This is a genomic window from Microbacterium sp. FW305-3-2-15-F-LB2 (genome assembly GCF_058787255.1).
This window is the reverse complement of sequence record NZ_JBYSZO010000001.1, coordinates 740,417-765,681: the sequence shown is the minus strand read 5'-3', so window position 1 is coordinate 765,681 and position 25,265 is coordinate 740,417. Positions and strand designations below refer to the sequence as shown.

Genomic DNA, 25,265 nt, shown 5'->3' with positions numbered 1-25,265 from the left:
CGAGGGGGCGCGTGACGAGGGGCCGCGTGGCGGGTCAGCGGAGGTCGCGGCGGAGGAACGAGACCGCGCCCGCGGCGAGCAGCAGGACACCCCACGCGACGGCGAGCGCCACCGCGGCGCCGGCTGCCGGGCCGACGGCGGCGCCGATCCCGAGCGGTGTGAGGTCGAAGCTTGCGGCGCGCAGGAGCGTCGGCAGCGGGAACCACGCCGCGACCGCGGGCCAGAGCGGCGCGATCAGCAGCGGCGCGCTGAGAGACAGCGGGGCGACGAACAGCGACGGCAGGTGCGCCTGCACCAGAAGCCCCGCGCTCAGTCCCCACACCGCCGCGGCGGCACCGACGACCGCGACCGTGCCGACGGTGGCGGGCTCGAGACCGCACGCGCCCAGAGCCGCGACCACGGCCGCGCGGCCGCCGACCAGAGAGGCCACGCCGACGAGCGCACCGCCGAGCGCGGTGGAGGGGATCCGCGCGGCGAGGCCCCACCGTCGCGGTTGAAGCGTCGCGCGGTGGGCGACGACTCCCCCGCGCCGGTCGATCGTGTACCGGAACGAGCCATAGATCGCCGCCATCACCGCCGAATAGACCGCGATCACGGTCGACAGCGCCGCTGCGATCGCCTCCTTCGCCGCATCGGGCGCCGCAACGAGATCGCCGGGCACACTCGTGCCGATCGAGGCCGACAGCACGATCGCCGCGACGCAGGTCCCGGCCAGGGGAAGATCGCCCATCGCGATAAGAACCTGGGCCCGGAGAGCCCGCCCGAGTCCGATCAGCGGAGCCGCGGACCCGCTCATCGGAACCTCCGATACCCGACGACCCACGCCCCGGCGGCCAGGATCAGAGTCCAGCCCAGGGCCACGGCGAGGCCGGCCCACGGTTCGAGGAGGGCCGCGTGGTCGCTCGGCGACGCGAGGGCAGCGAGAGACAGCCCCGGTGAGAAGCGGGCGGCCTCAGGCGCCGACCCGAGGAACGCCCGCTCGAACGCGATCGGTCCCGCCAACACGATCGCCGCCGCGGCGTAGTAGTTGCCGACGATCCAGCCGATCGAGGCGCCGAGGACCGCGCCGAGGACCGCGCCGGGGAGCGCCCCGAGCACGGTCCGCGCTGCCCCGAAGCTGGGGCTGAACGCGAGACCGTTCACGCCCAGGACGACCGCCGCGACCCCGCACCACACGGCGGCGACTCCCGCCGTGAGAGCGACCGCGACACCGATCGCCGCGATCCCCTTCCCCAGGAACGCGCGCCGGAAGCCGATCTGCGCGATCGTGCGGCCCATCGAGCCGTAGTAGAACTCGCGGGTCACCCCGAAGGCGCCGGCGAACGCCGCCACGACGAACGACCACGCGAGCGGTGCGAGAAGGCGCTGCGTCGCGGTGGTGGCATCCATCGATGTCATCTGTCCGAGCGTGTCTTCGCTGGTCAGGACGATCACCGGGACGAACGCACCGAGAAGAAGGACCGCGATGGTGTTCGCGCCGCTGCGGGCTCGGAGGAGTTCGGAGCGAATCACGCCGATCACGCGTCGCGCCCCTCGATGAGGTCGAAGTAGCGCTCCTCGAGCGACGCGCCACCGTAGCCCGGGACGAGGTCGCTCAGGGCACCGGAATACAGCACAGACTGCCTCAGGATCACGACCTCGTCGACGGTGTTCTCGAGTTCGGCGAGTTGGTGGCTCGAGACGAGGACGCTGCCACCGGCATCCGCGAACGCCCGGAGATAGCGGCGGAGCCAGCGGATGCCATCGGGGTCGAGGCCGTTCGAGGGTTCGTCGAGCACGAGCGTCCGCGGCGAACCGACGAGCGCCGTGGCGAGGCCGAGCCGCTGCACCATGCCGGTCGAGAACGACTTCACACGCCGACGGGCGTCGGCGGTGAGCCCCACCTCGTCGAGGACCTCGTCGACTCGACGCGGCGGGGCGCCGACGGCAAGGCGCGCGATCTCGAGGTGTCGACGTGCGGTGATACCCACCTCGAAGCCGAAGCCGTCCATCTGGACGCCGATGTGCGCCGACGGCTGGCCGAGGCGCGCGAACGGCATCCCGTCGACGAGGGCCTCGCCACGGGTCGGTGCCGAAAGCCCGACGATCGTCCGCAGTGTTGTGGACTTGCCGGCTCCGTTCGGGCCGAGAAGTCCCAGGATGCTGCCGCGACGGACGGCGAACGAGACGTCGTCGACGGCGACGCGGGAGCCGTAGGTCTTGGTGAGGTGGCGCACCTCGAGAGCGTGGTCGGTCATCGGGACTCTTTCGTGTCGGACAGCGGGGGGCCGAAGAGGGAGATCAGAACGGAGGCGGGATCGACGACGTGCGTCGACCACACGGCCTCCAGCAGCGAGCGCGAACCGAGGTGCACGACGGCGCGGCCCGAGGCGGGGATCGTCACGACGGGCGCGTCGACAGTGCCGATCACCCGGGCCGCCACCTCGAGGCCGCGCACGTCGACCGGCGAGAACGCCGTGAGCGGCGCGGTCACCGTCCGCGAGGGTGCGCCGCGGGTGATTCCCCGGGCGACGACGGCGTCGGCGAGGATGCCACGGGTCGTCAGGTCGACCGGGAGGCCGATGGGGAGGGCATCATCGTCGACCTCACCCGCGGGCACGACCAGCTCGATACGGCCGCCGGTGGACGTGAAGCCGAGGATTCGAGTGTCGTCCACGGGGATCGCTGCCGCGACGCCCAGGACGGTCGCGGCGACAGCGAGGGTCACCAAGACGAACCGTGCTCGCCCGCGTCCTCGCGCCCAGCCGACGAGGAGCCAGCGGACCACGACGACGCCGACCGCGACGGCCACGGCCGTCAGGAGCGCCAGCACGACGAGCGCACCGACCGGCCCCGTTCCCGCCAGAGCGCGTACGGTGCGTTCGATCGCGGCCCCGACGAGCACGATCGGCACGAGGGCGCTCAGAATGCCGAAGGGGACGCTCCACCACCGGGCGAGAGCCCGGTGCCCTGGTGCTCCCCCGAACAGTCCGCGACGCAGTGCGTCGGCGGCATCCGCCAGAGCCCGCGCGCGGAGATTCGGTTCGTCCAGCGCACTCATGAGCGCGATGTAGCCGTCGAACCGCACGAACGGGAGGAGGTTGAGCGCGACGACGGCGACGCACGCACAGCTGAGGACGAGCAGGGATCGCCGCCCATCGGGATCGGGCACTGCGAGCGCGCACAGCGCCGCCGCGCCCGCCAGTGCCGCATGGACGGCGGGGCCGGCGAGAGCGACCCTGACGCGCGACGCGCGGGACGGGAGCCGCCACGCGTCCGTGACGTCGACGAAGAACGCCGGCCCGAGGTACAGCAGCATGAGCCCGGCGCGTCGAGGGCGGCCACCGCTGTGGGTGAGGGTCACTCCGTGGGCGGCCTCGTGCACGAACGTTGCGAAGACGAGCACGAGGGCCACGATGACGACGTCGAGCAGCCGGAGTGGCGATGTCAGCGCCGCGACGGCGTCGGCGGCCTGAAGACCGAGAACGACAAGACCGCCGATGATCAGCGCGGCGAGCGGCCACACCGCCCATCCGCGCAGCAGTGGACGGACGAGCCGGTGGAGACGGTCGAACAAGCGCGGTGCGCGAAGCGTCGCGAACTGGATCGTCAGCGGCGGGCGGTATGTGACGCGGCCCGCAGTCCTCCGTTCCGAGCCGTGGAGAAGACCGGCCCGGCGGAAGCGGTCTGCGAGTGCGGCGAACTCCTCGGGCGTCTGGTCGGGTGCGAACCGCCGACGCAGCGCATCGAGGCTTGCTTTTCCATCCATTGCCCGCAGGGTCGCCGCGACGGTCGACGAGGCGCGCGAGACGGGCACGCCGTCGACGCTCACGAGCCAGTGCTCCCCGTTCGCCGCCGACTCGATGCAAACGGAGTCTGCCAGCCGGGGAGCCGCGTCCTCGGGGGCGGGAGTGTCACGCGACATCGGCGACCCCGTCATCGATCCGGGTGCTCAGCAGCACCATGCCCTCGTCCGAGCGGATTCCGTTCGTCAGCACCGGAATCACGTCAGGCGGCGCGAACCCGGCATCCCGCAGCTCCCCCGTCACGACCGTCTCGTCGAGGATGTGCAGGCGTGTCGTGAGCACGGGCACCGGACCGGCCGGGTGCGGCAGCGGAAGCGGCATCCAATTGACGACCCGGTGGGCACCGTCGCGCTCGATCTGCTGCGACTGCAGGTAGGGGCTCGAGCCCACCGGGATCTCTCGGTCCACCGACTCCTGCAACGTGGGCAGGGCGCCGGCTCCCGCCACCGAGAGCACGAACGACCCGCCCGGCGCGAGGTGGTGGCGCACGGTCGCGAACATTCTGCGGCGGTCGGTCGGCCCGAGCAGCGTGATCGAGGTCGCGGCGAGGACGATCAGGTCGAAGTCACGGCCGAGCTCGACGTCGCACATGTCGGCGACGACGACGTCGCAGGACATGCCGGTCGGGAGCGCGGCATGCAGGCGGGCCAGCATGTCGGCCGACAGGTCGAGCGCCGTGACGCGCTTGCCGATCCGAACGAGCGGAAGGGTTATCCGGCCGCTTCCGGCGGCGAGGTCGAGCACGTCGGGCCCGACGCGGCGTGCGATGTCGAGCACCTCGCGGATCTCGGACCGATCGGGGCCGACGAGGTCGTCGTAGAACCGGGCGCCATCGCCGGAGTACACGTCGCTGGGCGCCGCGACACAACCGGCATCTGCCAGGCGGCGACGCACGGAGTCGGTGAGCGGGGCGGTCATGAAACCTCTCTCTGGGGATTCGGGGGAGTCGAGGGGGACACGTGAGCGACGTCTCCCCCTCGACGGTTCACGTGGCGATGGCGACCGTCCCGGCGACGATGGCGATGATGTAGCTGGCGTGCTCCCACCACTCCAGGGGCGCGTCGAGCTCGTCGAGCTCTTCGAAGCGCAGTGCGAGATCGTTGGACATGAGTCACCTCCTCGGGTGCATGAAGGGATCGGGATGCCGGGAAACCCCGGCACCCGCAGGACGCTCAGGTGGCGGCCAGGGCGACGAATCCGAGGGCCACTCCGTAGCTGAAGCCGCGGAACCAGTCCCATCCGTCGTCAGGGGCGTCGAGCGCGTCGAGCTCGACGAATTCGAGAGCGGAAGTCATGTGCAAGTCACCTCCTTCGGCGGGTGCGGGTCGACGCGGTGCGTCAGGTCGCGGTCGTGACGTCTCAGGTCGCGACCGCGACGGTGATGCCGACGACGGTGAGTCCGGCCAGGACTCCCTGGTAGAAGCTCTCCCAGCTCGGCGCCTCCAGCGCGTCCAGTTCTTCGAACTGCAGGAGCGGACTGGTCGTGAGGCTCGTCATATGTGTTCACCTCCCCCCGCGTGTGTCGGTGTGTCCATGGGGCGGAAACGGGATGCCTCGGCGGGTGGGTTCGGGTCCCACCACGCTCGATCGAGAACGTCCCGCACGTCGGGGGCCGAGATGCCGGGAAGCGCGGGCCCCCGTCCGCCCCACCACCGCTCTGCCCTGACGGACATCGACGTCCGGGCCTCCGCGTCGGGTCGCGGGGCGAGCGGCAGTCCCCACCGCGTGATGAGGGCATTGATGCCCGCCGCCGGGGCGAGAGGCAGCCGCGCGTCGCGGACTGCTCCACGCCAGAACGCCTCCAGCGGCTCGATCGACCCCCAGCGGGTGTCGCCCTCCTCGATGCGCCGCCACACACCGGCGACGACCGAGGCGGTCGCCCGCATCTTCGTCGTTCGGGCGACGAAAGATACCTCGTTGGCGACGTACCACTGGCGGGGACTGAACGGTGCACGCCCCCGCAGCGCAGCGCTGCGCTGGGTGGCCGCACTGAAGCGAGCGATGCGTAAGCGCGATTCGGCCGACAGCCCTCCATCGCCGAGAGCGATGAGTGCGCGGGCGATCGCGATGGCGTGGGCGCCGGCGCGGGGATGTGCGCGCTCGGAGGTGCTGGTCCCGGCGAGACGCAGGAGCGCCTCGAGGCATCCGGCGCGCACGGTGGCGGGCGGCAGCGTCGCGTAGTGCACCGCGTCGAGCACGGCGTAGCGCGGCCGCAGCGCGTCACCGAGCAGGAGTCGGTGGCCGTGGGGCGTCCGGATGATCGCGACGGCGTTGCATTCGGCCGACGTACCGACCGTCGTGGGAACCGCCACGACCTCGACCGCGTCCGGTTCCGGCGCGGGAAGGGAGACGACGGCCGCCCGCTCTGTCCGGTCGAGCGCCCAGGACAGCGTGGCGGGCGCGGCCACGCCGATCGCCGCGATCGTCGCGGCATCGAGGACGGTTCCGCCGCCCACTGCCACGACGACCTCCGGCCGCAACGCGCGCAGCCGAACGCCGAGGTCTCTCACGGTTTCGGCATCCACGTGACCGGCGTCGAGCGGAACGGCCGTCACGAAACGCCCGAGCCCCTCGACGAATCCCCCGAGATCGGCATCCGCGACCACCACCGCGCGGCGACCGGCGACCCAGCGGTTGCACGCGGAGCGGGCGATCGAGGATCCCGCCACCAGCGTCGTGCGCCGGCGGGTCACGGCCGCCCTCACGACCAGGCCTCCGTCATCCGAGCCCAGCCCACGCGGATCGCCCGGTCGAGCTCGGCGAACTCGGCGTCGCCGTAGCCGTACCCGGGAATGAGCTGGATGCCGTCGACCCCGGGATGCACGATGGCGCCGGCCGCGGCGATCGCGGCGACGGCATCCGGCACGCGGTCGGCGGTGAGACGCGCGCCGGCGGGTCCGGTCAGAGCGATCGCGACGAACGCCCCCCGCCCCCGGATCTCGACGGCGAGTCCGTCGCGGACGAGAGCATCGGCCAGGGAGCGGACGCCCTCGCTTACGCGGTCCACCGCGAGAAGGACGTCGGGTCGTCGGAACTCCGCAACTACCGCGAGGATCGCCGCGGCCACCGCCGGCGTGCCGGCTTGCGTCTCGCCGTGGACGAAGATCGCCCGCCGTTCCGCGAAGAGCGACGAGACGCGGGGACCGACGAGGATCGCCGCGGCGCCGAGGGCACCGTTGGTCAGGGCCTTGGACAGGACGAGCAGGTCGGGCGTGCGCGACCACTCCCCCGAGGCGAAGAGCGGCCCGGTGCGACCGAAACCGGTCGCGACCTCGTCGGCGATGAGGAGGAAACCGTGCTCGTCGCGGAGATCGAGTACCGCCTCGATGAACGCCGGGGAGAGCGGGTGCGCGCCGCTGCCGAGGAGCGGTTCGACGACCACCGCGCCCACCCGGGATCCCTCCCTCTGGAGCAGCGCGGAGAGCTCGGCCGGGTCGTCGGCGTCGACGTGGCGCACGGCCCGTCGGTCGAGGGCGTACGCGCCCTGCCCCAGAGCATCGCCGCTCAGCGCGTGGCTGCCGTACATCGTCCCGTGGTAGCTGCCGCGGAGGCCGACGACGATCGTGCGCGCCGGGTCTTCCCGTTCGCCGTGGAACTGGCGCGCGAGCTTCATCACCGCGTCGTTCGCCGCCCCACCGGACGTCGAGAAGACCACGGAGCGATAAGCGTCCGCACCGGCCAGATCGAGCAACGCGGCAGCGGCGTCCTCCGCGGGACGGTGCACAGCTCGGAAAAGCGTGAGGTAGGAGGCATCCCGCAGGGCTGCGGCGACAGCCTCGGCGACGCCGGCGTGGCCGTATCCGAGGGGGACGTTCCACAACCCGCTCGTCGCGCAGAGCCGGACGGAGTCGTCGGCGAATCGAACGTGGTGACCCTTCGCCGACACCGCGATCCGCTCCGGACCGAGCGGGACGTCGACGGGCGACATCGCCGGCCAGACAGCGGTCACGCCTCTCCCCCGGCGATGGCGGCGGATGCCTCGATCGACACACCGCAGTGAACACCCAGGCGCTCCTCCGCCTCGCCGCACAGGGCACGAGCCTTCACGACGGTCAGGTCGAGCGTCTGCGCCAGCCGGTCGACGGCATCCGAGACATCGACCGACGCGTGCAGCGTCGCCACGACGACGGCCGTCGTTTCGGAGAGACGCTGACGGCGCCGGGTGCGAGGGGAGATCAGGAGGAGACCCTCGGACGTCCGCGCGAGGAAGGGGTCGTCGAACCGCGCGATGGCTCCGGGGCAGGGGTCGGACAGGGCAGACCACCCGAAGCCGTCGATTCGATCGGTGGGGGCGAGCCCCGAGACGCTCGACAGTCCGGCGGCACCCACGTAGCGCGCCAGCCAGGGACGGGAGGTCAGGTCGCGGATGAGATCACCGGGCTCGACGACACCGGCGAACGCCGCCCAGCGGGGCTGGGGCATCGAGAGCACACGATCGACGTCGTCGAGCGTCCCGATCGCCCAACCCTGAGCACCCACAGTCACTCGATCGTCGGCGCGGACGTGGACGGAGACGGGGGCCGTCTCTGTGAACGGCGCACTGAAGACCTCGGCGTCCGCGAGGCGCAGCCGGGCGTCGGTCATCGGCGACGTGAAGACGCCGGCGGAGCGCGCGAGGTCGGCGTCGGCCAGGAAGGCGCGCCACCCGTCGGCATCGAGGAAGCGCATCGCGGTGGGTCCGAAGAGTTCGACGTACGCGGCGGCGGAGTAGTGCTGGAGCTCGACCGCGTGCCCCGCCACATGCAGGACGTCACCGATATCGCCGAAGTCGCCGTCGTAGCGGACGACGTGCGCCGCCGTCTCGACCGGAGAGCCGACGGGCGCGAACAGGACGTCGTCGACACCCAGTGATGCGCCCGCCGTGGCCGTCGAGGCGCCTCGGGAGCAGAACACCGCGCGCTGGAACGACACGTGCCGCCCCGTGATCCATTCCACGACGATGCGCGCGTCGCGCGCATCCGCTGCCCGTCGGGTCACCGCGTCCATCCCCTCGCCACTGCGCCGCGCACTTCCGGAGCGCGGGGGCCCTCCTCAGGAGGGGGACCCGTAAGGGAATGTATACGTGTGTATCGGTGGCGGCGAGGCCACGCGAGAGCGAATCACCCCGGCGTTCGAGAGTGATCACCACCGCAGCCCGCGGGTGTCACTTTCCCCAGCGGAACGGACGGATGCCACGGCGTCGAGGCCGTGGCATCCGTTCTCCTCACGCGGGAGGGGTCAGACGAGCGACTCCCGCCACGACGCGTGCAGCTGAGCGAACTTGCCCGTCCCGGCGATGAGCGCCGCGGGGGTGTCGTCCTCGATGATGCGGCCGTGCTCCATGACGAGCACGCGGTCGGCGATCGCCACCGTCGACAGACGGTGCGCGATGATGATCGCCGTGCGATCAGCCAGCAGCGTCTGCAGCGCGTCCTGGATGAGCCGCTCGCTGGGGATGTCGAGCGACGCGGTCGCCTCGTCGAGGATCAGCACCGCAGGATCGGCGAGGAACGCCCGCGCGAACGAGATCAGCTGCCGCTGACCCGCCGAAACGCGCCCGCCGCGCTTGTTCACGTCGGTCTCGTACCCGTCGGGCAGCTTCTCGATGAAGCCGTCGGCACCCACCGCTCGCGCCGCCGCGCGGATCTCCTCCATCGTCGCGTCGGGCTTGCCGAGCGCGATGTTGTCGGCCACCGTGCCGCTGAACAGGTACGCCTCCTGCGTCACCATGACGATCGCGCGACGGAGGTCCTTCGGGTGCAGTCGACGCAGGTCGATGTCGTCCAGCGTGACGGCACCCTTCGTCGGGTCGTAGAACCGCGACACGAGCTTCGCGAGCGTGGACTTGCCGGCACCCGTGGTTCCGACCAGCGCGATCGTCTGCCCCGCGGGGATGTCGAGCGAGAAGTGCGGCAGGATGACGCGATCCTCCGAGTACCCGAACGTGACCTCGTCGAAGCGGATGTGACCGCGGGCGGACCACAGATCGACCGGATCGGTGGGGTCGGGAACCGTGGGCTCCTCCTCCAGCACGCCGGACACCTTCTCGAGAGCGGCGGTGGCGGACTGGTAGGAGTTCAGGAAGAACGCCACCTCCTGCAGCGGAGCGAAGAAGTTCCGCACGTAGAGCACGGCGGCCGCCAGCACACCGATCTCGAGCGCGCCGCCGATGACACGGCCACCACCCCACAGCAGCACCAGCGCCACGGAGACGGATGCCACGGCCATGAGACCGGGCTCGAACGTGCCGAACAGGCGGATCGAGCGCATGTTCACATCGCGGTACTGGCCGGCGAGATCGCCGAACTCCTCGTCGTTGCGCGGTTCCTTGCGGAAGGCCTTCACCGCGCGGATGCCGGTCATGCTCTCGACGAACTTCACGATCACCTTCGCGCTGATCACCCGCGACTCCCGGTACACCATCTGAGAGCGGCCGTAGAACCAGCGCATCAGCAGGTACAGCGGAATCCCCATGACCGTCAGCACCAGACCGGACTGCCAGTCGATCAGGAACAACGCCCCGAGGGTGAACAGGCCGTACAGCACTCCCGACACGAGCTCGTTCAGGCCACCGTCGAGGAGTTCGCGGATCGTGTCGAGGTCGCTCGTCTGACGCGAGATGATGCGGCCCGACGTGTACGACTCGTGGAACTCGAGGCTCAGCCGCTGCGTGTGGAGGAAGATCCGCTTGCGCAGGTCGAGCATGATGGCCTGCGTCAGTCGCGCAGCGACCACGACGTACCAGCCGATCAGCACCGCGCCGCCGATCCCGGCGGTGAGGTAGATCGCGACGACGAGGATGGTCGGCATCCAGTCGTTGTTCTGGATCACCGCGGGCAGGGCCGTGTCGATGCCGATCGCGATCAGCGCGGGTCCGGCGACGCGCAGCGCGGTCGAGACGACGAGCACGGCGGCGGCCAGCACGAGCTGCCAGCGCAACGGCGACACGAGCGAGCCGAGGAGCCGCAGCGAGCGCTGGCGGATCGCGCGACTCTCTTCGCGCGTGTAGTCCGAGCGGTCTTCGCCGCTCGTGCCGGTGACGGTCGTGGCACTCATCGGGTCGCCTCCTTCGCGGGCCGGGGATCGTCGGCGGATGCCGCGGGGGAACCGTCCGATCGCAGGACGGGGATGGCGCCGGTCTGCGCCTCGCGCTCGGCCTCGGCCTCCTCGAGGCTCGAGATGACGTGTCGGTAGGCGTCGCTCTCGCGCAGCAGGTCGGAGTGCGTGCCGACGGCGGTGATGCGGCCGTCCTGCAGCAGCGCGACGCGGTCGGCGAGCGTCACCGTCGAGGGGCGGTGCGCGACGACGAGCGCGGTGGTCTCGCTCAGCACCTGGCGGAGAGCGTCTTCGACGAGGGCCTCCGTGTCGACGTCGAGCGCCGACAGCGGGTCGTCGAGGACGAGGACCGCGGGACGGGCCGCGACGGCACGGGCGAGGGCGAGACGTTGGCGCTGCCCACCGGACAGGCTCAACCCCTCCTCGCCGATGACGGTGTCGAGACCGTCGGGCAGGTCGTGGACGAAGTGCGCCTGCGCGACCTCCAGGGCCTCGTTCAGCACCGCCTCGGCCTCCGGCGAACCGGGTTCGAGGTCTTCCCGACCCAGCAGGACGTTGGCGCGGACGGTCTGCGAGAACAGCGTGGCATCCTCGAAGGCCATCCCGACGTGCCGCCGGAGCTCGGCGAGGCGCAGGTCGCGCACATCCACGCCGTCGAGGAGCACACGGCCCCCGGTGACGTCGTACAGGCGACCCGGCAGCGTGGTCAGGGTGGTCTTGCCCGACCCCGTGAGGCCCACGAGCGCCATGGTCTCCCCCGGTCGCAGGCTCAGGTCGACGCCGTCGAGCAGGTCCGGTTCGGTGTCCGCGGCATCCTGGTACCGGAAATGGACGTCCTCGAGCACGAGCTCGCCACGAGCCACCGGAATGGTGCGGGGCTCAGCAGGGTCGACGATCGTGTTCTGCTCGTCGAACACCTCGAAGATGCGGTCGGTCGCGGTCCGGGCGTCCAACAGGAACGAGAACAGGAAGCCGATCGACTCCATCGGCCAGCGCAGGACCGTGGCCATGGCGAAGAACGCCACGAGCTCGGCGACCTGCAGCTGGCCCACCTGCGTCAGGACGATGCCCGCGCCCAGGCACACCGCGAACGCGATCTCGGGCAGCAGCACCAGCCAGAACCAGATCCAGCCGACGGCGCGCGCCTTGCCGAGCTCGGTCTCGCGCAACGACTCCGCCTGCCGCGTGAACTTCTGCAGCGCGTGCTTCCCGCGACCGAACGCCTTGAGCACCCGGATGCCGTGGACACTCTCTTCCACCGAGGTCGCCAGGTCACCCGCCTGGTCCTGACTCTGGCGGGTGAGCGCGCCGTAGCGCTTCTCGAAGCGGTAGCCGGAGTACCACAGGGGTGCGGAGGCGATGAGGAACAGCGTGCCGAGCAGCCAGTGCCAGCGGAACAACAGCACCGCGCCGATGAGGATCGTCAGCACGTTGACGATGAGCAGGATCAGGCCGAACGCCAGCCAGCGACGCAGCATGCTGATGTCCTGCATCATGCGCGAGAGGAGCTGACCCGACTGCCAGCGGTCGTGGAACGCCACGGGGAGGCGCTGGAGCCGCGCGTAGAACGACTGGCGGAGGTCGTACTCGACCTTCGTCGCGGGGGCGAGGACGAACCAGCGGCGCAGCCACACCATGCCGGCCTCGGCCAGACCCAGACCCAGGATGAGGAGCGCGCCCCACGCGAGCTGGCCCGGGTCGCCGGACCCGATGGGGCCGGCGACGAGCTGCTCGAGGACGAGAGGGATCGCCAGGGCGAGAACGCTCGCTCCCAGCGCGCTGACGGCACCGAGGACGAGTCGCCCCAGCACGGGCCGGGCGATCGGCAGGAGGCGGGCGAGGGAACGGAGCGTCGACAGCTGAGGGCGGTTTTCTGCGGTGGTCATGATCCTTGTGGGGTCGAAGCGACGCGCCAGGGTGCAGCGCGGAAGAAGGGATGCCAGGGGCCGGCGGAATCCGCCGGGACGTGCGACGCGGGAGCGGTAGAAGCGCTATGGGCGTCGCGCGGGGCGGGCAGCGACAGAGAGAGCGGCACGTACGACGGTGACGTCGATCTGGTCCATGGCATCCTCCTCAGTCGGTGCGCAGCCGCCGGGGGGTGCGGCAGCCTTTCAGGATATGACTGAGAGTTCGCTGAGGGCAAGACCGAATTCGATGGATCGGGGTGCGGTTGCGGGGTGGAGCCGGGGTGGCCGGGGGCGGGCCGACGTGCCGCGGCACAACCTCAGCGATCTGCACCAGCTCAGCGGCATCCCACGCCATCCAACTGACATCGCGCGAATTACTGAGATTGCGCGGCGCGGGGCGGCGCCCGGCGCCCGGGGGGCCGCGCAGCGCAGGGATGCGCGGCGCACCGCGGCGTCAGCCGGCGGCTTCGCGTTCGAGCAGGCGACGCTTGACCTCGACACCCCAGGCGAACCCGCCCATCGTGCCGTCGCCGCGCAGCACACGATGGCACGGGACGAACAGGGCGGGCGCATTACGGGCGCAGATGGATGCCGCCGCGCGGACGGCGGTGGGCGAACCGAGAGCCGTGGCGAACCCCGTGTAGGTCAGCGGCCGCCCGGGCGGGATGCTCCGCAGCGCGTCCCACCCCCGACGCTGCAGAGGTGTGCCGAATTGCACGACCTCGACATCGTCGATGGCGGTCAGGTCTCCGGCGTAGTACGCCGCGACCGCCGTCGCCGCGCGGGTCTCCCCCGCGAAGACCTTCCCCGGCCGGTGGGGCGGGCGAAGGCGCGCGAGCACAGCATCCGTGTCGTCCGTCCATCCCGCGACGAGCACGCGATCGGCGGCGTCGGCGAGGATCGCGAACGGACCGTCGGGGGTGTCGACGAACTGGAGGGTCGCGGTTCCGACGGAGGTGGCGGGGGCGGTCGCGGTGCTCACGGGGCGGGCTCGCTTTCGACGGGGGCGGGTGGGAGAGGGAGGGATGCCACGGGGCTGCGCCACGCCTGGGTGACCGGGGCCGCGTACCAGTAGTGGGCCATCGCGTAGCTGCGCCAGGGTGCGAAGCGTTCGGACCACGCGGTGAAGCTCGCCGGATCGGACGGCAGGCCGAGGGCCGCGGCGCCGGCACGCGCGGCCACGTCGCCGGGGAGGAGGACGTCGGGGTCGCCGAGCACGCGCATGCGCACGTAATCCGCCGTCCACGGACCGATCCCCCGCATCGCCAGCAGCCGGTGCCGCTGCTCGACGCCGTCGTCGCCCGGTCCGATCGCCAGTGTCCCGTCCGCGAGCGCGCGGGCGGCCTCGACGATCGCCCGGCGGCGGGCCTCGGGTCCGCGCAGCACGCCGAAGCCGTGCTCCGCGATGACCGCGGGATCGGGGAACAACGTCATCGCGGTTCCGCCGATGTCGGTGCGCTCGCCCAGCTCGGCCGACAGGCGCCCCTGCATCGTGCGCGCCGAGGCGACGCTGATCTGCTGCCCGATCATCGCGCGCAGGAGCATCTCTGCGGCATCCATCGCTCCCGGCACCCGCACGCCGGGGACCGCGGCGACGGCGGGGGCGAGTTCGGGATGCCGCGCGAGGGCCTCGTCGATCGCGAGCGGGTCGGCGTCGAGGTCGAACAGACGCCGCACGCGCGAGATCAGGGTGCCGAGGTCGGCGAGCGCCGTGAGCCGCGCCCGCAGGCGCAGACGGGAGTCGGCGTCGCGCCGCACCTCGAACCACGCCGGACCGCCCGGCAGCCGGACGACTCGCGCGAAGGAGGCGTCGCCGCCGACCTCGACGCCCGGGATCGCGTGCGCCCGCATCCAGCCGAAGAGGCCGACGGTGTCGATGGGCCCGCGGGCGGGAAGTGTCAGGTCGATCTCGCCGGCGGGGAGGGCGCCGGCCGCGCGGGCGCGGCGCGCGCGGAGCGCCGTCGGCGACATGCCGAACACCTCGCCGATCGTCTCGGTGAACTGCCGCACGCTCGAGAACCCGGCGGAGAAAGCGACGTCGGTCACCGAGAGATCGGTGCCGACGAGGAGCGCGCGAGCCGTGTGGGCGCGCTGCGCACGGGCGAGGGCGAGCGGGCCCGCGCCGAGTTCGGCCGTGAGGAGCCGCCCAAGGTGGCGAGAGGAGTACCCGAGTCGCCGCGCGAGCCCCGGCACGCCCTCGCGGTCGACCACGCCGTCCGCGATCAGCCGCATCGCCCGAGCGGCGACGTCACCGCGCACGTCCCACGCCGGAGACCCCGGCGCGGCCTCGGGCAGACAGCGCTTGCAGGCGCGGTACCCCGCCTCGTGCGCGGCCGCGGACGTGGGGTAGAACGTCACGTTCGCCTCTTTCGGCGTCCGCGCCGGGCAGCTGGGGCGGCAGTAGATGCCGGTCGAGCGGACCGCCGTGACGAACTGCCCGTCGAAGCGCCGGTCGCGCGACTGGATCACGCGGTAGCGCTCGTCGAAGCCCCGGGCATCGGCGGCGGTGAAGGTCATGGCATCCACCCTGCCACCGACCGCCGACATCCTCCGGCGGAAATCGGACACGAGGGCGGGGACGATGTCGAGTGTCCAAGACACGCCGCGTCGGGTGGGGCCGATACGGCGTGTCTTGGACACTCATCGGGCGAAGGCCGGGCACGGGGCGGGGCACCGACCCGCCCCGGCGTCAGGCGGTCGCCGCGGTCTCGCGCAGGATCACGACGCCACCCCAGACGACGAGGGCGAGGACGAGCACCACGAATCCGAGGAACACCGGCACCAGCGGGAGCGCCAGCAGCGCGATGCCCACGGCCAGCGGCGGGAGAGTCATTCCGGCGAAGGCCAGGAGGAACACGCCCGAGGTGATCTCGCCGCGGGCGCGAGGGTCGGCGAGAGACCCGGCCGTGGCGAGAGCGCCGCGGAAGAGGAGCCCGACACCCGCACCGGCGACGATGCCACCGATCACGAACAGCGGACCGGAGGTCAGCAGGTCGGCGCCGCCGAGGCTGACGAGGCCCACGATCATGGCGACCAGGCCCAGCCGCAACTGCGTGCGCGTCGAGCGGGACGCGAACACCACCTGCGACACGGCCGCGGCACCGAAGACCGAGAACGAGACGACACCCGCCACGAGGTGGTCGGTGACGCCGAGCCGTCCGGCGAGGAACGTGGGCGCGACCGAGCCGAAGAGGCCCGTCACCGCGAAGGCGGCGAACGCTGCCGTCCCCGCCGCCCAGTAGGCGCGGCGCCCATCGGCCGGGATGCGGACGCGCTGCGGGCGGTACTGGAAGGAGCGGTCGACCTCGACGGTCTCGGGCACGAACACGTACGCGAGGCCGAGCGCGAGGAACCCGACGAGGAAGACGACGTACGGGAGGACGAGCGGCGCGGGGGAGAACTCCGCGAAGAGACCGCCGACCAGGGGTCCGAGGGCCAGGCCACCCATGTTGGCGACGCCCGCGACCGTGGCCGCGAAGCCCGGCGACGCCGGGTGCGACACCCGGCGCAGATCGGCGAGGTGCGCCGTCGCCGAAGCGGTCAGCAGACCGATGCCGAGCCCGGCGACGAGACGGGCGGCGATCACGCTCGCCACGTCGGCGCGCAGGACGAACACCACGGCGGCGGCGATCTCGAGCACCGTGGCCGCCAGGATCAGCGGGCGACGACCGAGGCGGTCGCTGAGGTGCCCGGCGAGGTACAACGACACCATCACGCCGATGGAGTACGCGGCGAACATCACCGTGATGAGGAAGGTGGGGAAGCCGTCTCGCGCCTGGTACAGCGCGTACAGCGGGGTCGGCACCGTGTTGAAGGCCATGAGCGCGAGGAAGGTGGCGGCCGTGACCCAGAACCCGGTCCGGTGCGAGAGGCGCGCGGAGGTCGCGGGAGCGGCCACCGGAAGGGCGATCGAGGAAGTCATGACCTCAGGATGCCTCCATCCGACCATCGAGGGAAACGAACGTTTCCGATGACAACGATCGATTACGCCTATGATCAGGGCATGGAGACACGCCTCCTCGAGTACTTCGTCACCGTCGCCGACGAGCGCAACGTCACGGCCGCGGCGACCCGCCTGTTCGCGGCGCAGTCGACCGTCTCGGCGGGCCTCGCGAGCCTCGAGCGCGACCTCGGTGTGCGCCTCTTCGAGCGCTCGACGAAGTCCGTGCGACCGACGGCCGCGGGCGAGGCGCTCCTCCCCCTCGCCCGCACGCTGCTGGCCGACGTCGACGCGCTTCGCGGCCTGGCATCCGAGTCCGGCACCGGGCTCCGCGGACTCGTGCGCATCGGCACCTTCGCGGGGCTGCGGGTCATCGATCTCCCCGAGATCCTCGGCCGCCTCCGCCGCTCGCACCCGCTCGTCGACGTGCGGGTCACGGTCTCGGCCGCGGGCTCGCGCGGACTCTTCGACGACCTCGACCGCGACCGCCTCGACCTCGCGCTGACGGCTCTGCCCCCGGCATCCGGTGCCGTATCGAGACCGCTCCGCTCATACCCCTACGTGGCCGTGCTGCCCGAGGCGCATCCCCTCGCCTGCGTCGACGGCCCGATCTCGTTGACGGAACTCGCCGGTGACGACTGGATCGACGTGCTGCCGGGATTCGGGAATCGCGTGCAGCTCGACGGCGAACTCGCGCGCCGCGGCGTGACGCGACACGTCGTGGCGGAGGTCGGCGAGCTCGCCGCCGTACCGGAGTACGTCGCCGCCGGCCTCGGGGTGGCCGTCATCCCCGACGTGGTATCGATGGCCGGATGCCATGTCCGTCCCGTCGCGGACGACCTCCCACCGTGGACCGTCTCGCTGACCGTCAGCCCGTCCGCCGTCCATCGCCGGCACGTGCAGGCGGTGGTCGAGGCGATCCACGCGGCCCGCTGAGGGACCGCGGCTGCCCGCCGCGACGGGCTCACCGCGGACGGGTTCGGGGCGGTTCTTCGGTTCGGGGCACGACGTGCACGCCCCGAACGAAGAATCGCGCCCCGAACCGGGGTCACCCGAGACTCAGCGCTCGGCGACCGCGAAGCCTCCCGCGGGCAGGATCACCGAGATCTCGCCGTCGAACGCGGTCGTGCGCCGCAGCGTGCCGCGGGCGTCGTAGACGCGGACCGTTCCGCCTCCCGACACGATCGTCCGCTGGGGGGACGGGGCACTGGACTGGATCAGTTCGCTGCGGCTGTCGCCGCCCTCCAACACCAGGCGCGACACCCACGGCCGCACGATGAGCCCGTCCAGCACGAGGTCGCCGCGCAGCGCGGTGACGTTCAGCTCGGTTCGGCGCTCGGGCACGGCTGCGGTGAGCGCGTGCGGCAGCAGCGCGCCGGGCGTCGGCGAGATGCCCTGCGCGGGACCCGTGACCTTGAGCACGCCGTTGCCCCGCCATCGCGAGATCGAGGTCTCCCCCGGCCGCGAGAACACGACCGGCTCCACCCAGCGCCGCGAGTCCGAGGGACCGAGATCCCACGTCGCGCTCTGTCCGGGCTGCAGGGTGAGCGCGTCACCGGACCAGCTCGACTCCCCCGTCCACGACTCGGGCGTCGACACGGTGCCGTCGGTCGCCGTGGCATCCTCGGCCTGCACGAACTCCAGGCCCACGCGCTCGGCGACGGACGTGAGCGCGGTCGCCCGCGCGGCGATGCCGGGATGGGCGTCGAGCGCGAGAGCGGTGAGCAGGCCGTGCATCGTCGACTCGGCCCCGCTGTTGCGGTTCACCGTGCCGTCGGGCTGCAGGCCGTCGAACGTCACACCCGTCGCGGGGTCGTACATCCGCGCGCCGGCGTGATTGCCGCCGAAGAACCAGGCCGCCTGGATGCCGGCGAGGTCGGCGAACGCGCTCGATCCGGTGGTGTCGGCGAGCGCCACGAGCGACTGCACGCGCGAGTCCGCACCGTACGCGATCTGCACCCGGTCCGTGGGGCTCGGGAACCAGCCGTTGTCGGGGCCACCCGCGGTCAGCAGCGTCGTGGTGAAGCCGGTGGCGTCGGCGATCGCGGGGTCGGCGAGTGCGGGGTCGTCGAGCACGTCCGCGGCCACGGCGAGCGCCGCGGGCATCTGCGAGCCCCACGCGTGCCACATGGCCGGCGACTGCGCCCACGGCAGCACCGCGCCGTACGGCCACTCACGGGAGGACCCGGATGCCATCGCCGCCACACCCTCGGCGAGCTGACGTGCCGCGGTGGTCGAGGATTTGTCGCCGGCCCGCACGGCGGCGGTCAATCCGAGGACGGCTTCGGCCGAGGCATCCGCGCCGTCGACGATGAGCCAGGCGGGCACCCGCATGCCGTCGGACTCGACGTACTGTCCGTACTTCGAGAGCACGTCGCGCTCGATCGCGCCGCGCGACAGGGCCAGCCGCTCCTTCAGGAACGCGGCGAAGTCGGGGTCGTCGGCGGCGAACGCGGCGTACCCCTCGCCGAGCGCCCACACCGTGCGAGCGAGCCAGTAGCTGGGGCCGGAGTCGGACGGGTCGGGCAGCTCCACAGGCTCGGCGGACGGGTTCAACTCGCCGTCGGGCTGCATCCACAGCACGACGTTGCCGGCGTCGGGGCCGTCGAGGGTCTGGTGGTACGCGACCGTGCGGAGCAGCTCGTACGCCTTGTGACGGCTGTCGGCGTCACCGGTCTGCTGCCAGTGGCGGAGGTACACCACGGCGGCGCGGGTGGTGTCGTCGGCGTTGTACGCGCCCTGACCCCAGTCACCGGTCGCGGGGTCGAGGGTGCCGCCGCCGACGCGCTCGAACGTCCCGCCGTCGCGGGCGTCGGCGTAGGTCCACGGCGCGAGGAGCGTCGGCTCCTCGGCCAGGCGGTAGGTGGTGTGACCGGCGACGTCCGCGGGCGGCGTGGGGTCGCCCAGCAGGAAGTCGAGATGGTCGAGCTTCGTCAGCGGCCCGGCCGGGGTCGCGGCCGCCGGGGCGGTGGTGGGCGCCAGAGCCGACGCGGGGGCGGCGCTCAGCGGCACCGCCAGGGCGACCGCGCCCGCGAGGGCGAGGCCGCGCGCACTCCATCGTGCGTTCATGGGGGGATCCTTTCGATGGGGGTGGGGCACGACTCCCACGATCGGTCGCCGCCGCGTCGAACGGACGCTGCAGGCAGATCGCGGGAGTCGTGACCGCGCCGCGCCCGAGCCGTCACGGCGTCGGACGCGACGCGGGCCTCAGTCGGTGCGCTCGAGCAGGGCGACGCCGATCTTCGAGTCGGCCATGCCGTAGAACACGAAGTGACGGCCGTCGATCTCCTCGATCGCGGTCGGGAAGACGACGTTCGGCACGATGCCGCTGCGCTCGTCGTCGGTCTCTGGGGCCAGCAGCGGCTCGGGCGTCCGGGTGATCACGCGGCTGGGGTCGTCGGCATCCAGGATGAGGGCGCCCGCGGCGTAGTTGACCTTCTGCTGCTGCGAGAACGCGCTGTCGATGACGCCGGTCACGCCGTGGTGCAGCACGAGCCAACCCTCGGGGATCCGCAGCGGCGGCGGTCCCCCGCCGATCTTCACGGCCTCGAACGGGAATTCGGGGCCCGCGACGAACCGGTGCTGCTCCCACAGCGCGAGGTTCGCGAGGTCCTCGCGGACGGATGCCACGGGCACGTAGCTGATCCAGATCGACTGCCGCGGGTCCTCGATACCCGCCGGCACCCGCACGCCCTGCCCGGGCTTGGTCTCGCCGAGGTCCCACATGGGGCGGTGGAGGACCGCGAACGCCTCGGTGCCGTCGGGGGCCGTGACCGGTTCGGGGAAGAAGACCGTGTCCTTGTTGTGGAACAGGTTCAGGTCCATGTCGAGATCGTCCTGGTACCGGAACAGCACGGGGCCGAGGCGACGCCACTCGCGCAGGTCTTCCGACACGGCGAGAGCCGTGCGCGGACCCAACGGGCCGTACGCGACGTACGTCATGACGTGCAGCCCGAGGGCCTCGACCCACGTCGTGCGGGGGTCTTCGGTGCCGGCGTTGTCGGCTCCGCGCTCCCACCCGCGGTCGGGCTCGAGCACCACGCCCTCGCGTTCGACGGCGACGGGCACGCCGTCCTCGACGACGACGCGGGCGATGCCCACGCGCGAGACGTTGCCTTCCGCGACCAGACGCGGGAGCAGATACAGCTCGCCGTCCGGGCCACGGCCCGAGGCCGGGTTGAGCACGCCCTCGGCTTCGTCGGTGTTGCCGGGCTCGGGGGTCATCACCACACCCACACGTGTGAGGCGGTAAGGGACGGGGGAATCGGGGGTCATTGTCATCCTTTCACTCCGGATCCGAGGTCGTTCGAGGTGAAGTAGCGCTGGAAGATCAGGAACAGCGCCACCGCGGGGGCGGCGAGCACGACGGCGCCGGCCATCATCGCGCCGAAGGGGTTGGCGGTGGAGGCCGCGATGGTGGAGATGAAGTTCGCCAGCGACACCGCCAGCGGCTGCATCGTGGCGTCCTTCGTGATGAGGAAGGGCCACAGGAACTCGTTCCACGGACCGATGAAGGTCAGCAGCACGGCCGTCAGCAACGCGGGGCGCACGAGCGGCAGCGCGACGCTCCACAGCAACCGGAACTCGTTGGCGCCGTCGATGCGGGCGGCGTCGAACAGCTCCTTGGGGAGCTGCAGGAAGTACTGCCGGAAGATCACGACGGCCGTGGAGTTGATGAAGAACGGCAGGATCATGCCCAGGTAGCTGTCCGACAGGCCGTAGTCGCGGGCGATCATCACGTACAGCGGGATCATCAGCAGTTGGAACGGGATCACCTGCACCAGCAGCACGAGCGCGAAGGTCGCCGACCGGCCACGCCATTTCAGCACCGCCAGCGCGTACCCGGCGAGCACGCCGAACACGATCGTGCCGAGGATCACTCCCCCGGTGAAGATGCTCGAGTTCACCAGGCCCTTCAGCAGGTTGATGCGCCCGTCGATCGCCGTGTAGTTCTCGAACGTCAGGTTCGACGGGTGCGGGAACGCACCCGCGATCGAGGTGTCGGGACTCGTCTGCAACGAGCCGACCACCATGTAATAGAACGGGAACAGGAACGCCAGGGCGCCGAGCGTCAGAACACCGTACGTGACGACCTTGGTCCTCATGATTCCTCCCTCCCCACGAACCGGCGCTGGAGCGCCGCGATGATCAGCACGAACACGATGAGCACCACGCCGATGGCCGCGGCCACGTCGGGGTTCTGCTGTTCGATGCCCTTCTGGTAGATCAGCAGCACGGGCGAGGTCGACGCGCCGTTGGGTCCCCCGCCGTTGGTGAGCAGGTAGGGCTCGGTGAAGAGGTTCGCGCCCGTGATCGTGGCCAGCAGAACCACGAGGAACGTCGCCGGACGCACTCCGGGCACCGTGACGGAGAAGAACTGCCGGATACGTCCACCACCGTCGACGGCGACCGACTCGTGGAGCTCACGCGGAACGTTCTGCAGCGCGGCGAGGTACAGCAGGATGTAGAACCCGAGACCCTTCCACGTGACGAACAGCGCGATCGTCGGCATCGCCAGGGCGGAGTTCACCAGCCACGACGGGGTCGGCGCGAGCGGGCCGAGCGCGTTGTTGATCAGCCCCGAGTTCGAGAACAGGAACAGCCACACCGCGACCACGGCGACGGACGCCGTGACGTAGGGCACGTAGAACGCGACGCGGAAGAACGCGCGGGCGCGCACCACTCGGTCCAGGGCCGTGGCCAGCACGATCGAGAGCACCACCGTCAGCGGGACGTTGATGAGCAGGAAGATCCCCACGTTGCCGAACGACCGCCACACGGCGGGGTCGCTCAGCGCCGTGACGTAATTGTCGAGGCCGACGAACGGACGGTCCACCTTCGCGCCCGGGGCCGTGAAGAAGTAGTCGTGGAACGACATCCACACCGCGAACACGATCGGGTAGGCGAACACCACCCCGATGAAGATGACGTACGGAGCGGAGAACAGGATGCCGAGCGGCTGCGCTCCGAACGGACGGCGCCGCTTCTTCCCGGCATCCCCCGCTCCCCCCGCCCGACCGGGCAGGCCGGGGTCGCCCCCGGTCCTCCCGGTTGGGCGGGTGAGATCGGCGGTCATGTCACTGCCCCGCCGTGAGCTGGTCGATCTGGGTCTTGGCATCCGAGAGGAAGGTCTTTACGTCTCCCTCGCCGAAGATGACCGCCTTGGAGTAGCCGTCTCGGAACGCCTGCCAGATCTCGACCGAGTTGGTGACGTTCGGCACCTCCACGGTGCGCGCGGCCTGGTCGCCGAACTGCTGGTATGCCGGGTTGGCGCTGAAGTAGTCGGCGTACGTGGTGGTCAGGTCGGTGCGCAAAGGCATCTGACCCGTCTCCTCGAGCCATTTGCCGTCCTGCTCCTGGCTCGTCGCGAACTTCAGCACATCCCACGCGGTGCCCTTGTTCTCGCACGCGGTGAAGAGGCCGACGTTCTTGGCGTCGCTGAAGGTCCACGTCTGGTCGGCCGCGGTGCCCTTCTCGGTCGGCACGGGCACGGCGCCCCAGTTGACCTTGTCCTTGTAGACCGACACGGCCCACGGCCCGACGATGGCCATGGCGGCCTTGCCGTCGGCGAACGCGTCGCCCTGGTACTGCTCGTTGCCGGCGAGCTGGTCGGCGTAGATCGTGCGCCAGAAGTCGGCGACGGCCTCACCGTCGGCGTCGTCGAAGGTGGCCTTGCCGTCCTCGACGAGCTGCTTCCCCCCGGTCTGGGCGGCGTAGAGCGGGTAGAAGTCGAACCACGACTGGAAGAACTCGCTCGTGGGCGCGGGGTTGATGGCGTAGTCCGAGACGCCCGCGGCCTTCAGCTTCTGCGCGGCGCTCAGGAACTGGTCGTACGTCGACAGCTGCGGGTTTTCGGGGTCGAGCCCGGCCTTGGCGAACAGGTCCTTGTTGTAGAAGATCATCACGGGGTTGCTCTTCCACGGCAGCTGGTAGAAGCCGCCGTCGTCCGACCGGTACTGGTCGGCCAGGTCGCCGCTGCGGTCGGTGATGTACTGCTCGCCGTCGGGGAACTCCGACAGGTTCACGAGCCCGCCCTGACGCTGGAACCCGGGGACCGCCGCCGGCGAGGTGTTGAACACCAGGCACGGCGCGTTCCCGGCGGTGATCGCCGCGCCGATGACCTCTTCGCTCGAGGAGCCGGCGGGGATCTCCTGCGCGGTGATCTGCTCGTCGGGGTGGTCGGCGTTCCAGGCCTCGACCATCTGCTGGCCCCAGGCGATCTCGGCCTCGTTGTTGGAGTACCAGATCGTGATGGGGCCTTTGGCGTCCAGGCCCGAGGCACCTCCGCCGCCTCCGCTGCACGCGGAGAGGGCGAGGATGCCGGTGGCGGCTACTGCTGTGGCGAGAATGCGTCGTCGCATGTCTTCCTCCTTGTGGGGCGGGCGGGGGCCCGCGGGTGTCAGCTTCGGTTCGGCGCCGCGGTGGAGTCGCGCACGCGGAGTGCGGGGTCGGCGAGGACGAGCGCCTCGGGCTCGGCTCCCGCGATGGCCTGCAGCAGCGCGCGTGCCGCGACCGCGCCCCAGCCGCGCGCATCGGTGGAGACGCTGGTCAGCGCGGGGAACAGGTGCCGGCCGAGTTCGGTGTCGTCGAAGCCGGTGATCGAGAGGTCGCGGGGAACGGACAGGCCGCGGCGCTGCGCCGTGCCGAGGCCCGCGATGGCCATGTTGTCGTTCGAGTAGACGATCGCCGTGGGCGGCACGTCCGCGTCGAGCAGGGCGGTGGTGGCCCGCGCGCCGTCGGCCGCGCTGAAGTCGGTCTCGACGACACGGGCATGGATGCCACGCGCCCGCGCCGCGGCCTCGAACGCGGCCGCGCGGTGGCGTCCGTGCAGCATCGCGAAGGGTCCCGCGACGTGGGCGATGTCGGTGTGCCCGAGGTCGGCGAGGTGGTCGACCGCGAGCCGGATGCCGGCGCCGTCGTCGACGGAGACGGACGTGAAGGGGCTGTCGACGTCGGGGACGCCGAGCGTCACGGCGGCGATGCCGAGGCTCGCGACGAGGTCGATGCGCGGGTCGCCGGCGCGGAGGTCGGAGAGGATCACGCCGTCGACGCGGCGATCCGCCGCGAGTCCGCGGTAGGTCTCCTCCTCGTGGCGACCGGGTGTCGCGGCCGCCAGGACGAGCACCTGGCCCGAGACGGAGAACTCGTCCTCGACGCCCGCGATGAACGACGGGAAGAAGGGGTCGGCGGCGATGACGTCGGGGCTGCGGCCGATCACGAGACCGCACGCGAAGGCGCGGCCGACGCTGAGCGAGCGGGCTCGCAGGCTGGGGCTCCACCCCATCTCGGCGGCGACCGAGAGGATGCGGTCGCGGGTGTCGGGGGCGACACCGGCTCGGCCGTTCAACGCGAACGACACCAGTCCCTTGCTGACCCCGGCGCGGCGCGCGACGTCGGCGATCGTGGGTCGCGTCTCGTTCGTCATGCTTCACCTCGTTGTGGCATCCATCGGTCTAAACCGGTTCAGTCAGGTAAGGCTAAACCGGTTCAGGGCGAGCGTCAACCCTGGGTGTTCTCCTCCCGGGCGCCGCGTTGCGCCGCACCCTCCGGCATCCCGCGCCGCAACCCCTCCCCGATGTCGCCGGCCGTCGGTAGCGT

At 71.4% G+C, this 25,265-nt stretch carries 23 protein-coding genes; 1 reads left to right on the top strand and 22 read right to left on the bottom strand.

Annotated features, from left to right (window positions below):
* Window positions 1-34: 34 nt before the first annotated feature.
* The 16 genes from AC3WLZ_RS03745 to AC3WLZ_RS03670 form a co-directional block, all read right to left on the bottom strand.
* Window positions 35-796 carry a hypothetical protein gene (locus AC3WLZ_RS03745; RefSeq protein WP_492469106.1) on the bottom strand — a complete coding sequence of 254 codons (762 nt, stop codon included), beginning with the start codon at window positions 794-796 and terminating at the stop codon, window positions 35-37.
* Window positions 793-1,521 (bottom strand): ABC transporter permease, encoded by a 729-nt coding sequence (locus tag AC3WLZ_RS03740; protein ID WP_492469105.1) that lies wholly within the window; start codon window positions 1,519-1,521, stop codon window positions 793-795. The genes AC3WLZ_RS03745 and AC3WLZ_RS03740 overlap by 4 nt, the downstream gene beginning before the upstream one ends.
* Window positions 1,518-2,237 carry an ABC transporter ATP-binding protein gene (locus AC3WLZ_RS03735; RefSeq protein ID WP_492469104.1) on the bottom strand — a complete coding sequence of 240 codons (720 nt, stop codon included), beginning with the start codon at window positions 2,235-2,237 and terminating at the stop codon, window positions 1,518-1,520. Before AC3WLZ_RS03735 ends, AC3WLZ_RS03740 begins: the two co-directional genes overlap by 4 nt.
* Entirely contained in the window at window positions 2,234-3,904 is a 1,671-nt protein-coding gene (gene mpaP, locus AC3WLZ_RS03730; RefSeq protein WP_492469103.1) for a daptide biosynthesis intramembrane metalloprotease, read from the bottom strand. The genes AC3WLZ_RS03735 and mpaP overlap by 4 nt, the downstream gene beginning before the upstream one ends.
* Window positions 3,894-4,703, bottom strand: a complete 810-nt coding sequence (gene mpaM, locus AC3WLZ_RS03725; RefSeq protein WP_492469102.1) for a daptide-type RiPP biosynthesis methyltransferase — start codon at window positions 4,701-4,703, stop codon at window positions 3,894-3,896. The genes mpaP and mpaM overlap by 11 nt, the downstream gene beginning before the upstream one ends.
* Before the next feature lie 67 nt (window positions 4,704-4,770).
* The gene (mpaA3, locus tag AC3WLZ_RS03720; RefSeq protein WP_412923746.1) at window positions 4,771-4,893 is read right to left on the bottom strand and encodes an MpaA3 family daptide-type RiPP; all 123 of its coding nucleotides are present in this window, start codon (window positions 4,891-4,893) and stop codon (window positions 4,771-4,773) included.
* A 64-nt stretch (window positions 4,894-4,957) separates the two neighbouring features.
* Window positions 4,958-5,080 carry an MpaA2 family daptide-type RiPP gene (gene mpaA2, locus AC3WLZ_RS03715; RefSeq protein WP_412923745.1) on the bottom strand — a complete coding sequence of 41 codons (123 nt, stop codon included), beginning with the start codon at window positions 5,078-5,080 and terminating at the stop codon, window positions 4,958-4,960.
* A gap of 64 nt (window positions 5,081-5,144) precedes the next feature.
* Window positions 5,145-5,282, bottom strand: coding sequence for an MpaA1 family daptide-type RiPP (gene mpaA1 / locus AC3WLZ_RS03710; protein WP_412923744.1), 138 nt, complete (start codon window positions 5,280-5,282; stop codon window positions 5,145-5,147).
* Window positions 5,279-6,478, bottom strand: coding sequence for an iron-containing alcohol dehydrogenase (locus AC3WLZ_RS03705; RefSeq protein ID WP_492469100.1), 1,200 nt, complete (start codon window positions 6,476-6,478; stop codon window positions 5,279-5,281). The genes mpaA1 and AC3WLZ_RS03705 overlap by 4 nt, the downstream gene beginning before the upstream one ends.
* A gap of 8 nt (window positions 6,479-6,486) precedes the next feature.
* On the bottom strand, window positions 6,487-7,734 hold the full coding sequence (gene mpaD / locus AC3WLZ_RS03700) for a daptide-type RiPP biosynthesis aminotransferase (RefSeq protein ID WP_492469099.1): 1,248 nt from the start codon (window positions 7,732-7,734) through the stop codon (window positions 6,487-6,489).
* Complete coding sequence (mpaB, locus tag AC3WLZ_RS03695) at window positions 7,731-8,762, bottom strand: daptide biosynthesis RiPP recognition protein (protein WP_412923741.1); 1,032 nt, start codon at window positions 8,760-8,762, stop codon at window positions 7,731-7,733. The genes mpaD and mpaB overlap by 4 nt, the downstream gene beginning before the upstream one ends.
* Before the next feature lie 240 nt (window positions 8,763-9,002).
* Window positions 9,003-10,820: an ABC transporter ATP-binding protein gene (locus tag AC3WLZ_RS03690; RefSeq protein ID WP_492469098.1), complete on the bottom strand. Its 1,818-nt coding sequence runs from the start codon at window positions 10,818-10,820 to the stop codon at window positions 9,003-9,005.
* Entirely contained in the window at window positions 10,817-12,706 is a 1,890-nt protein-coding gene (locus AC3WLZ_RS03685) for an ABC transporter ATP-binding protein (protein WP_412923739.1), read from the bottom strand. Before AC3WLZ_RS03685 ends, AC3WLZ_RS03690 begins: the two co-directional genes overlap by 4 nt.
* Before the next feature lie 475 nt (window positions 12,707-13,181).
* Window positions 13,182-13,709 (bottom strand): methylated-DNA--[protein]-cysteine S-methyltransferase, encoded by a 528-nt coding sequence (locus AC3WLZ_RS03680; RefSeq protein ID WP_492469097.1) that lies wholly within the window; start codon window positions 13,707-13,709, stop codon window positions 13,182-13,184.
* The gene (locus AC3WLZ_RS03675; RefSeq protein ID WP_492469096.1) at window positions 13,706-15,244 is read right to left on the bottom strand and encodes a DNA-3-methyladenine glycosylase 2 family protein; all 1,539 of its coding nucleotides are present in this window, start codon (window positions 15,242-15,244) and stop codon (window positions 13,706-13,708) included. Before AC3WLZ_RS03675 ends, AC3WLZ_RS03680 begins: the two co-directional genes overlap by 4 nt.
* A gap of 172 nt (window positions 15,245-15,416) precedes the next feature.
* A complete protein-coding gene (locus AC3WLZ_RS03670) occupies window positions 15,417-16,649 on the bottom strand; it encodes an MFS transporter (protein ID WP_492469095.1) in 1,233 nt (410 codons plus the stop codon).
* Window positions 16,650-16,730: 81 nt separating this feature from the next.
* Between AC3WLZ_RS03670 and AC3WLZ_RS03665 the strand changes: the two genes are divergently transcribed.
* Window positions 16,731-17,603 (top strand): LysR family transcriptional regulator, encoded by an 873-nt coding sequence (locus AC3WLZ_RS03665; RefSeq protein ID WP_492469094.1) that lies wholly within the window; start codon window positions 16,731-16,733, stop codon window positions 17,601-17,603.
* A 123-nt stretch (window positions 17,604-17,726) separates the two neighbouring features.
* Here the strand turns inward: AC3WLZ_RS03665 and AC3WLZ_RS03660 are convergent, their stop codons facing one another.
* The 6 genes from AC3WLZ_RS03660 to AC3WLZ_RS03635 form a co-directional block, all read right to left on the bottom strand.
* On the bottom strand, window positions 17,727-19,736 hold the full coding sequence (locus tag AC3WLZ_RS03660) for a hypothetical protein (protein ID WP_492469093.1): 2,010 nt from the start codon (window positions 19,734-19,736) through the stop codon (window positions 17,727-17,729).
* Between the two features lie 138 nt (window positions 19,737-19,874).
* The gene (locus AC3WLZ_RS03655) at window positions 19,875-20,942 is read right to left on the bottom strand and encodes a glycoside hydrolase family 130 protein (protein WP_492469092.1); all 1,068 of its coding nucleotides are present in this window, start codon (window positions 20,940-20,942) and stop codon (window positions 19,875-19,877) included.
* Between the two features lie 2 nt (window positions 20,943-20,944).
* Window positions 20,945-21,772: a carbohydrate ABC transporter permease gene (locus tag AC3WLZ_RS03650; RefSeq protein ID WP_492469091.1), complete on the bottom strand. Its 828-nt coding sequence runs from the start codon at window positions 21,770-21,772 to the stop codon at window positions 20,945-20,947.
* Window positions 21,769-22,743 carry a carbohydrate ABC transporter permease gene (locus tag AC3WLZ_RS03645; protein WP_492469090.1) on the bottom strand — a complete coding sequence of 325 codons (975 nt, stop codon included), beginning with the start codon at window positions 22,741-22,743 and terminating at the stop codon, window positions 21,769-21,771. Before AC3WLZ_RS03645 ends, AC3WLZ_RS03650 begins: the two co-directional genes overlap by 4 nt.
* 1 nt (window position 22,744) lies before the next feature.
* Window positions 22,745-24,028, bottom strand: coding sequence for an extracellular solute-binding protein (locus tag AC3WLZ_RS03640; protein WP_492469089.1), 1,284 nt, complete (start codon window positions 24,026-24,028; stop codon window positions 22,745-22,747).
* A 38-nt stretch (window positions 24,029-24,066) separates the two neighbouring features.
* The gene (locus tag AC3WLZ_RS03635; RefSeq protein ID WP_412923730.1) at window positions 24,067-25,092 is read right to left on the bottom strand and encodes a LacI family DNA-binding transcriptional regulator; all 1,026 of its coding nucleotides are present in this window, start codon (window positions 25,090-25,092) and stop codon (window positions 24,067-24,069) included.
* Window positions 25,093-25,265 lie beyond the last annotated feature (173 nt).

Coding starts and splice junctions, on each gene's coding strand:
- AC3WLZ_RS03745 (WP_492469106.1), bottom strand. CDS start 796: ATGAGCGGGTCCGCGGCTCCGCTGATCGGACTCGGGCGGGCTCTCCGG.
- AC3WLZ_RS03735 (WP_492469104.1), bottom strand. CDS start 2,237: ATGACCGACCACGCTCTCGAGGTGCGCCACCTCACCAAGACCTACGGC.
- mpaP (WP_492469103.1), bottom strand. CDS start 3,904: ATGTCGCGTGACACTCCCGCCCCCGAGGACGCGGCTCCCCGGCTGGCA.
- mpaM (WP_492469102.1), bottom strand. CDS start 4,703: ATGACCGCCCCGCTCACCGACTCCGTGCGTCGCCGCCTGGCAGATGCC.
- mpaA3 (WP_412923746.1), bottom strand. CDS start 4,893: ATGTCCAACGATCTCGCACTGCGCTTCGAAGAGCTCGACGAGCTCGAC.
- mpaA2 (WP_412923745.1), bottom strand. CDS start 5,080: ATGACTTCCGCTCTCGAATTCGTCGAGCTCGACGCGCTCGACGCCCCT.
- mpaA1 (WP_412923744.1), bottom strand. CDS start 5,282: ATGACGAGCCTCACGACCAGTCCGCTCCTGCAGTTCGAAGAACTGGAC.
- AC3WLZ_RS03690 (WP_492469098.1), bottom strand. CDS start 10,820: ATGAGTGCCACGACCGTCACCGGCACGAGCGGCGAAGACCGCTCGGAC.
- AC3WLZ_RS03685 (WP_412923739.1), bottom strand. CDS start 12,706: ATGACCACCGCAGAAAACCGCCCTCAGCTGTCGACGCTCCGTTCCCTC.
- AC3WLZ_RS03675 (WP_492469096.1), bottom strand. CDS start 15,244: ATGACCTTCACCGCCGCCGATGCCCGGGGCTTCGACGAGCGCTACCGC.
- AC3WLZ_RS03670 (WP_492469095.1), bottom strand. CDS start 16,649: ATGACTTCCTCGATCGCCCTTCCGGTGGCCGCTCCCGCGACCTCCGCG.
- AC3WLZ_RS03665 (WP_492469094.1), top strand. CDS start 16,731: ATGGAGACACGCCTCCTCGAGTACTTCGTCACCGTCGCCGACGAGCGC.
- AC3WLZ_RS03660 (WP_492469093.1), bottom strand. CDS start 19,736: ATGAACGCACGATGGAGTGCGCGCGGCCTCGCCCTCGCGGGCGCGGTC.
- AC3WLZ_RS03655 (WP_492469092.1), bottom strand. CDS start 20,942: ATGACCCCCGATTCCCCCGTCCCTTACCGCCTCACACGTGTGGGTGTG.
- AC3WLZ_RS03650 (WP_492469091.1), bottom strand. CDS start 21,772: ATGAGGACCAAGGTCGTCACGTACGGTGTTCTGACGCTCGGCGCCCTG.
- AC3WLZ_RS03645 (WP_492469090.1), bottom strand. CDS start 22,743: ATGACCGCCGATCTCACCCGCCCAACCGGGAGGACCGGGGGCGACCCC.
- AC3WLZ_RS03640 (WP_492469089.1), bottom strand. CDS start 24,028: ATGCGACGACGCATTCTCGCCACAGCAGTAGCCGCCACCGGCATCCTC.
- AC3WLZ_RS03635 (WP_412923730.1), bottom strand. CDS start 25,092: ATGACGAACGAGACGCGACCCACGATCGCCGACGTCGCGCGCCGCGCC.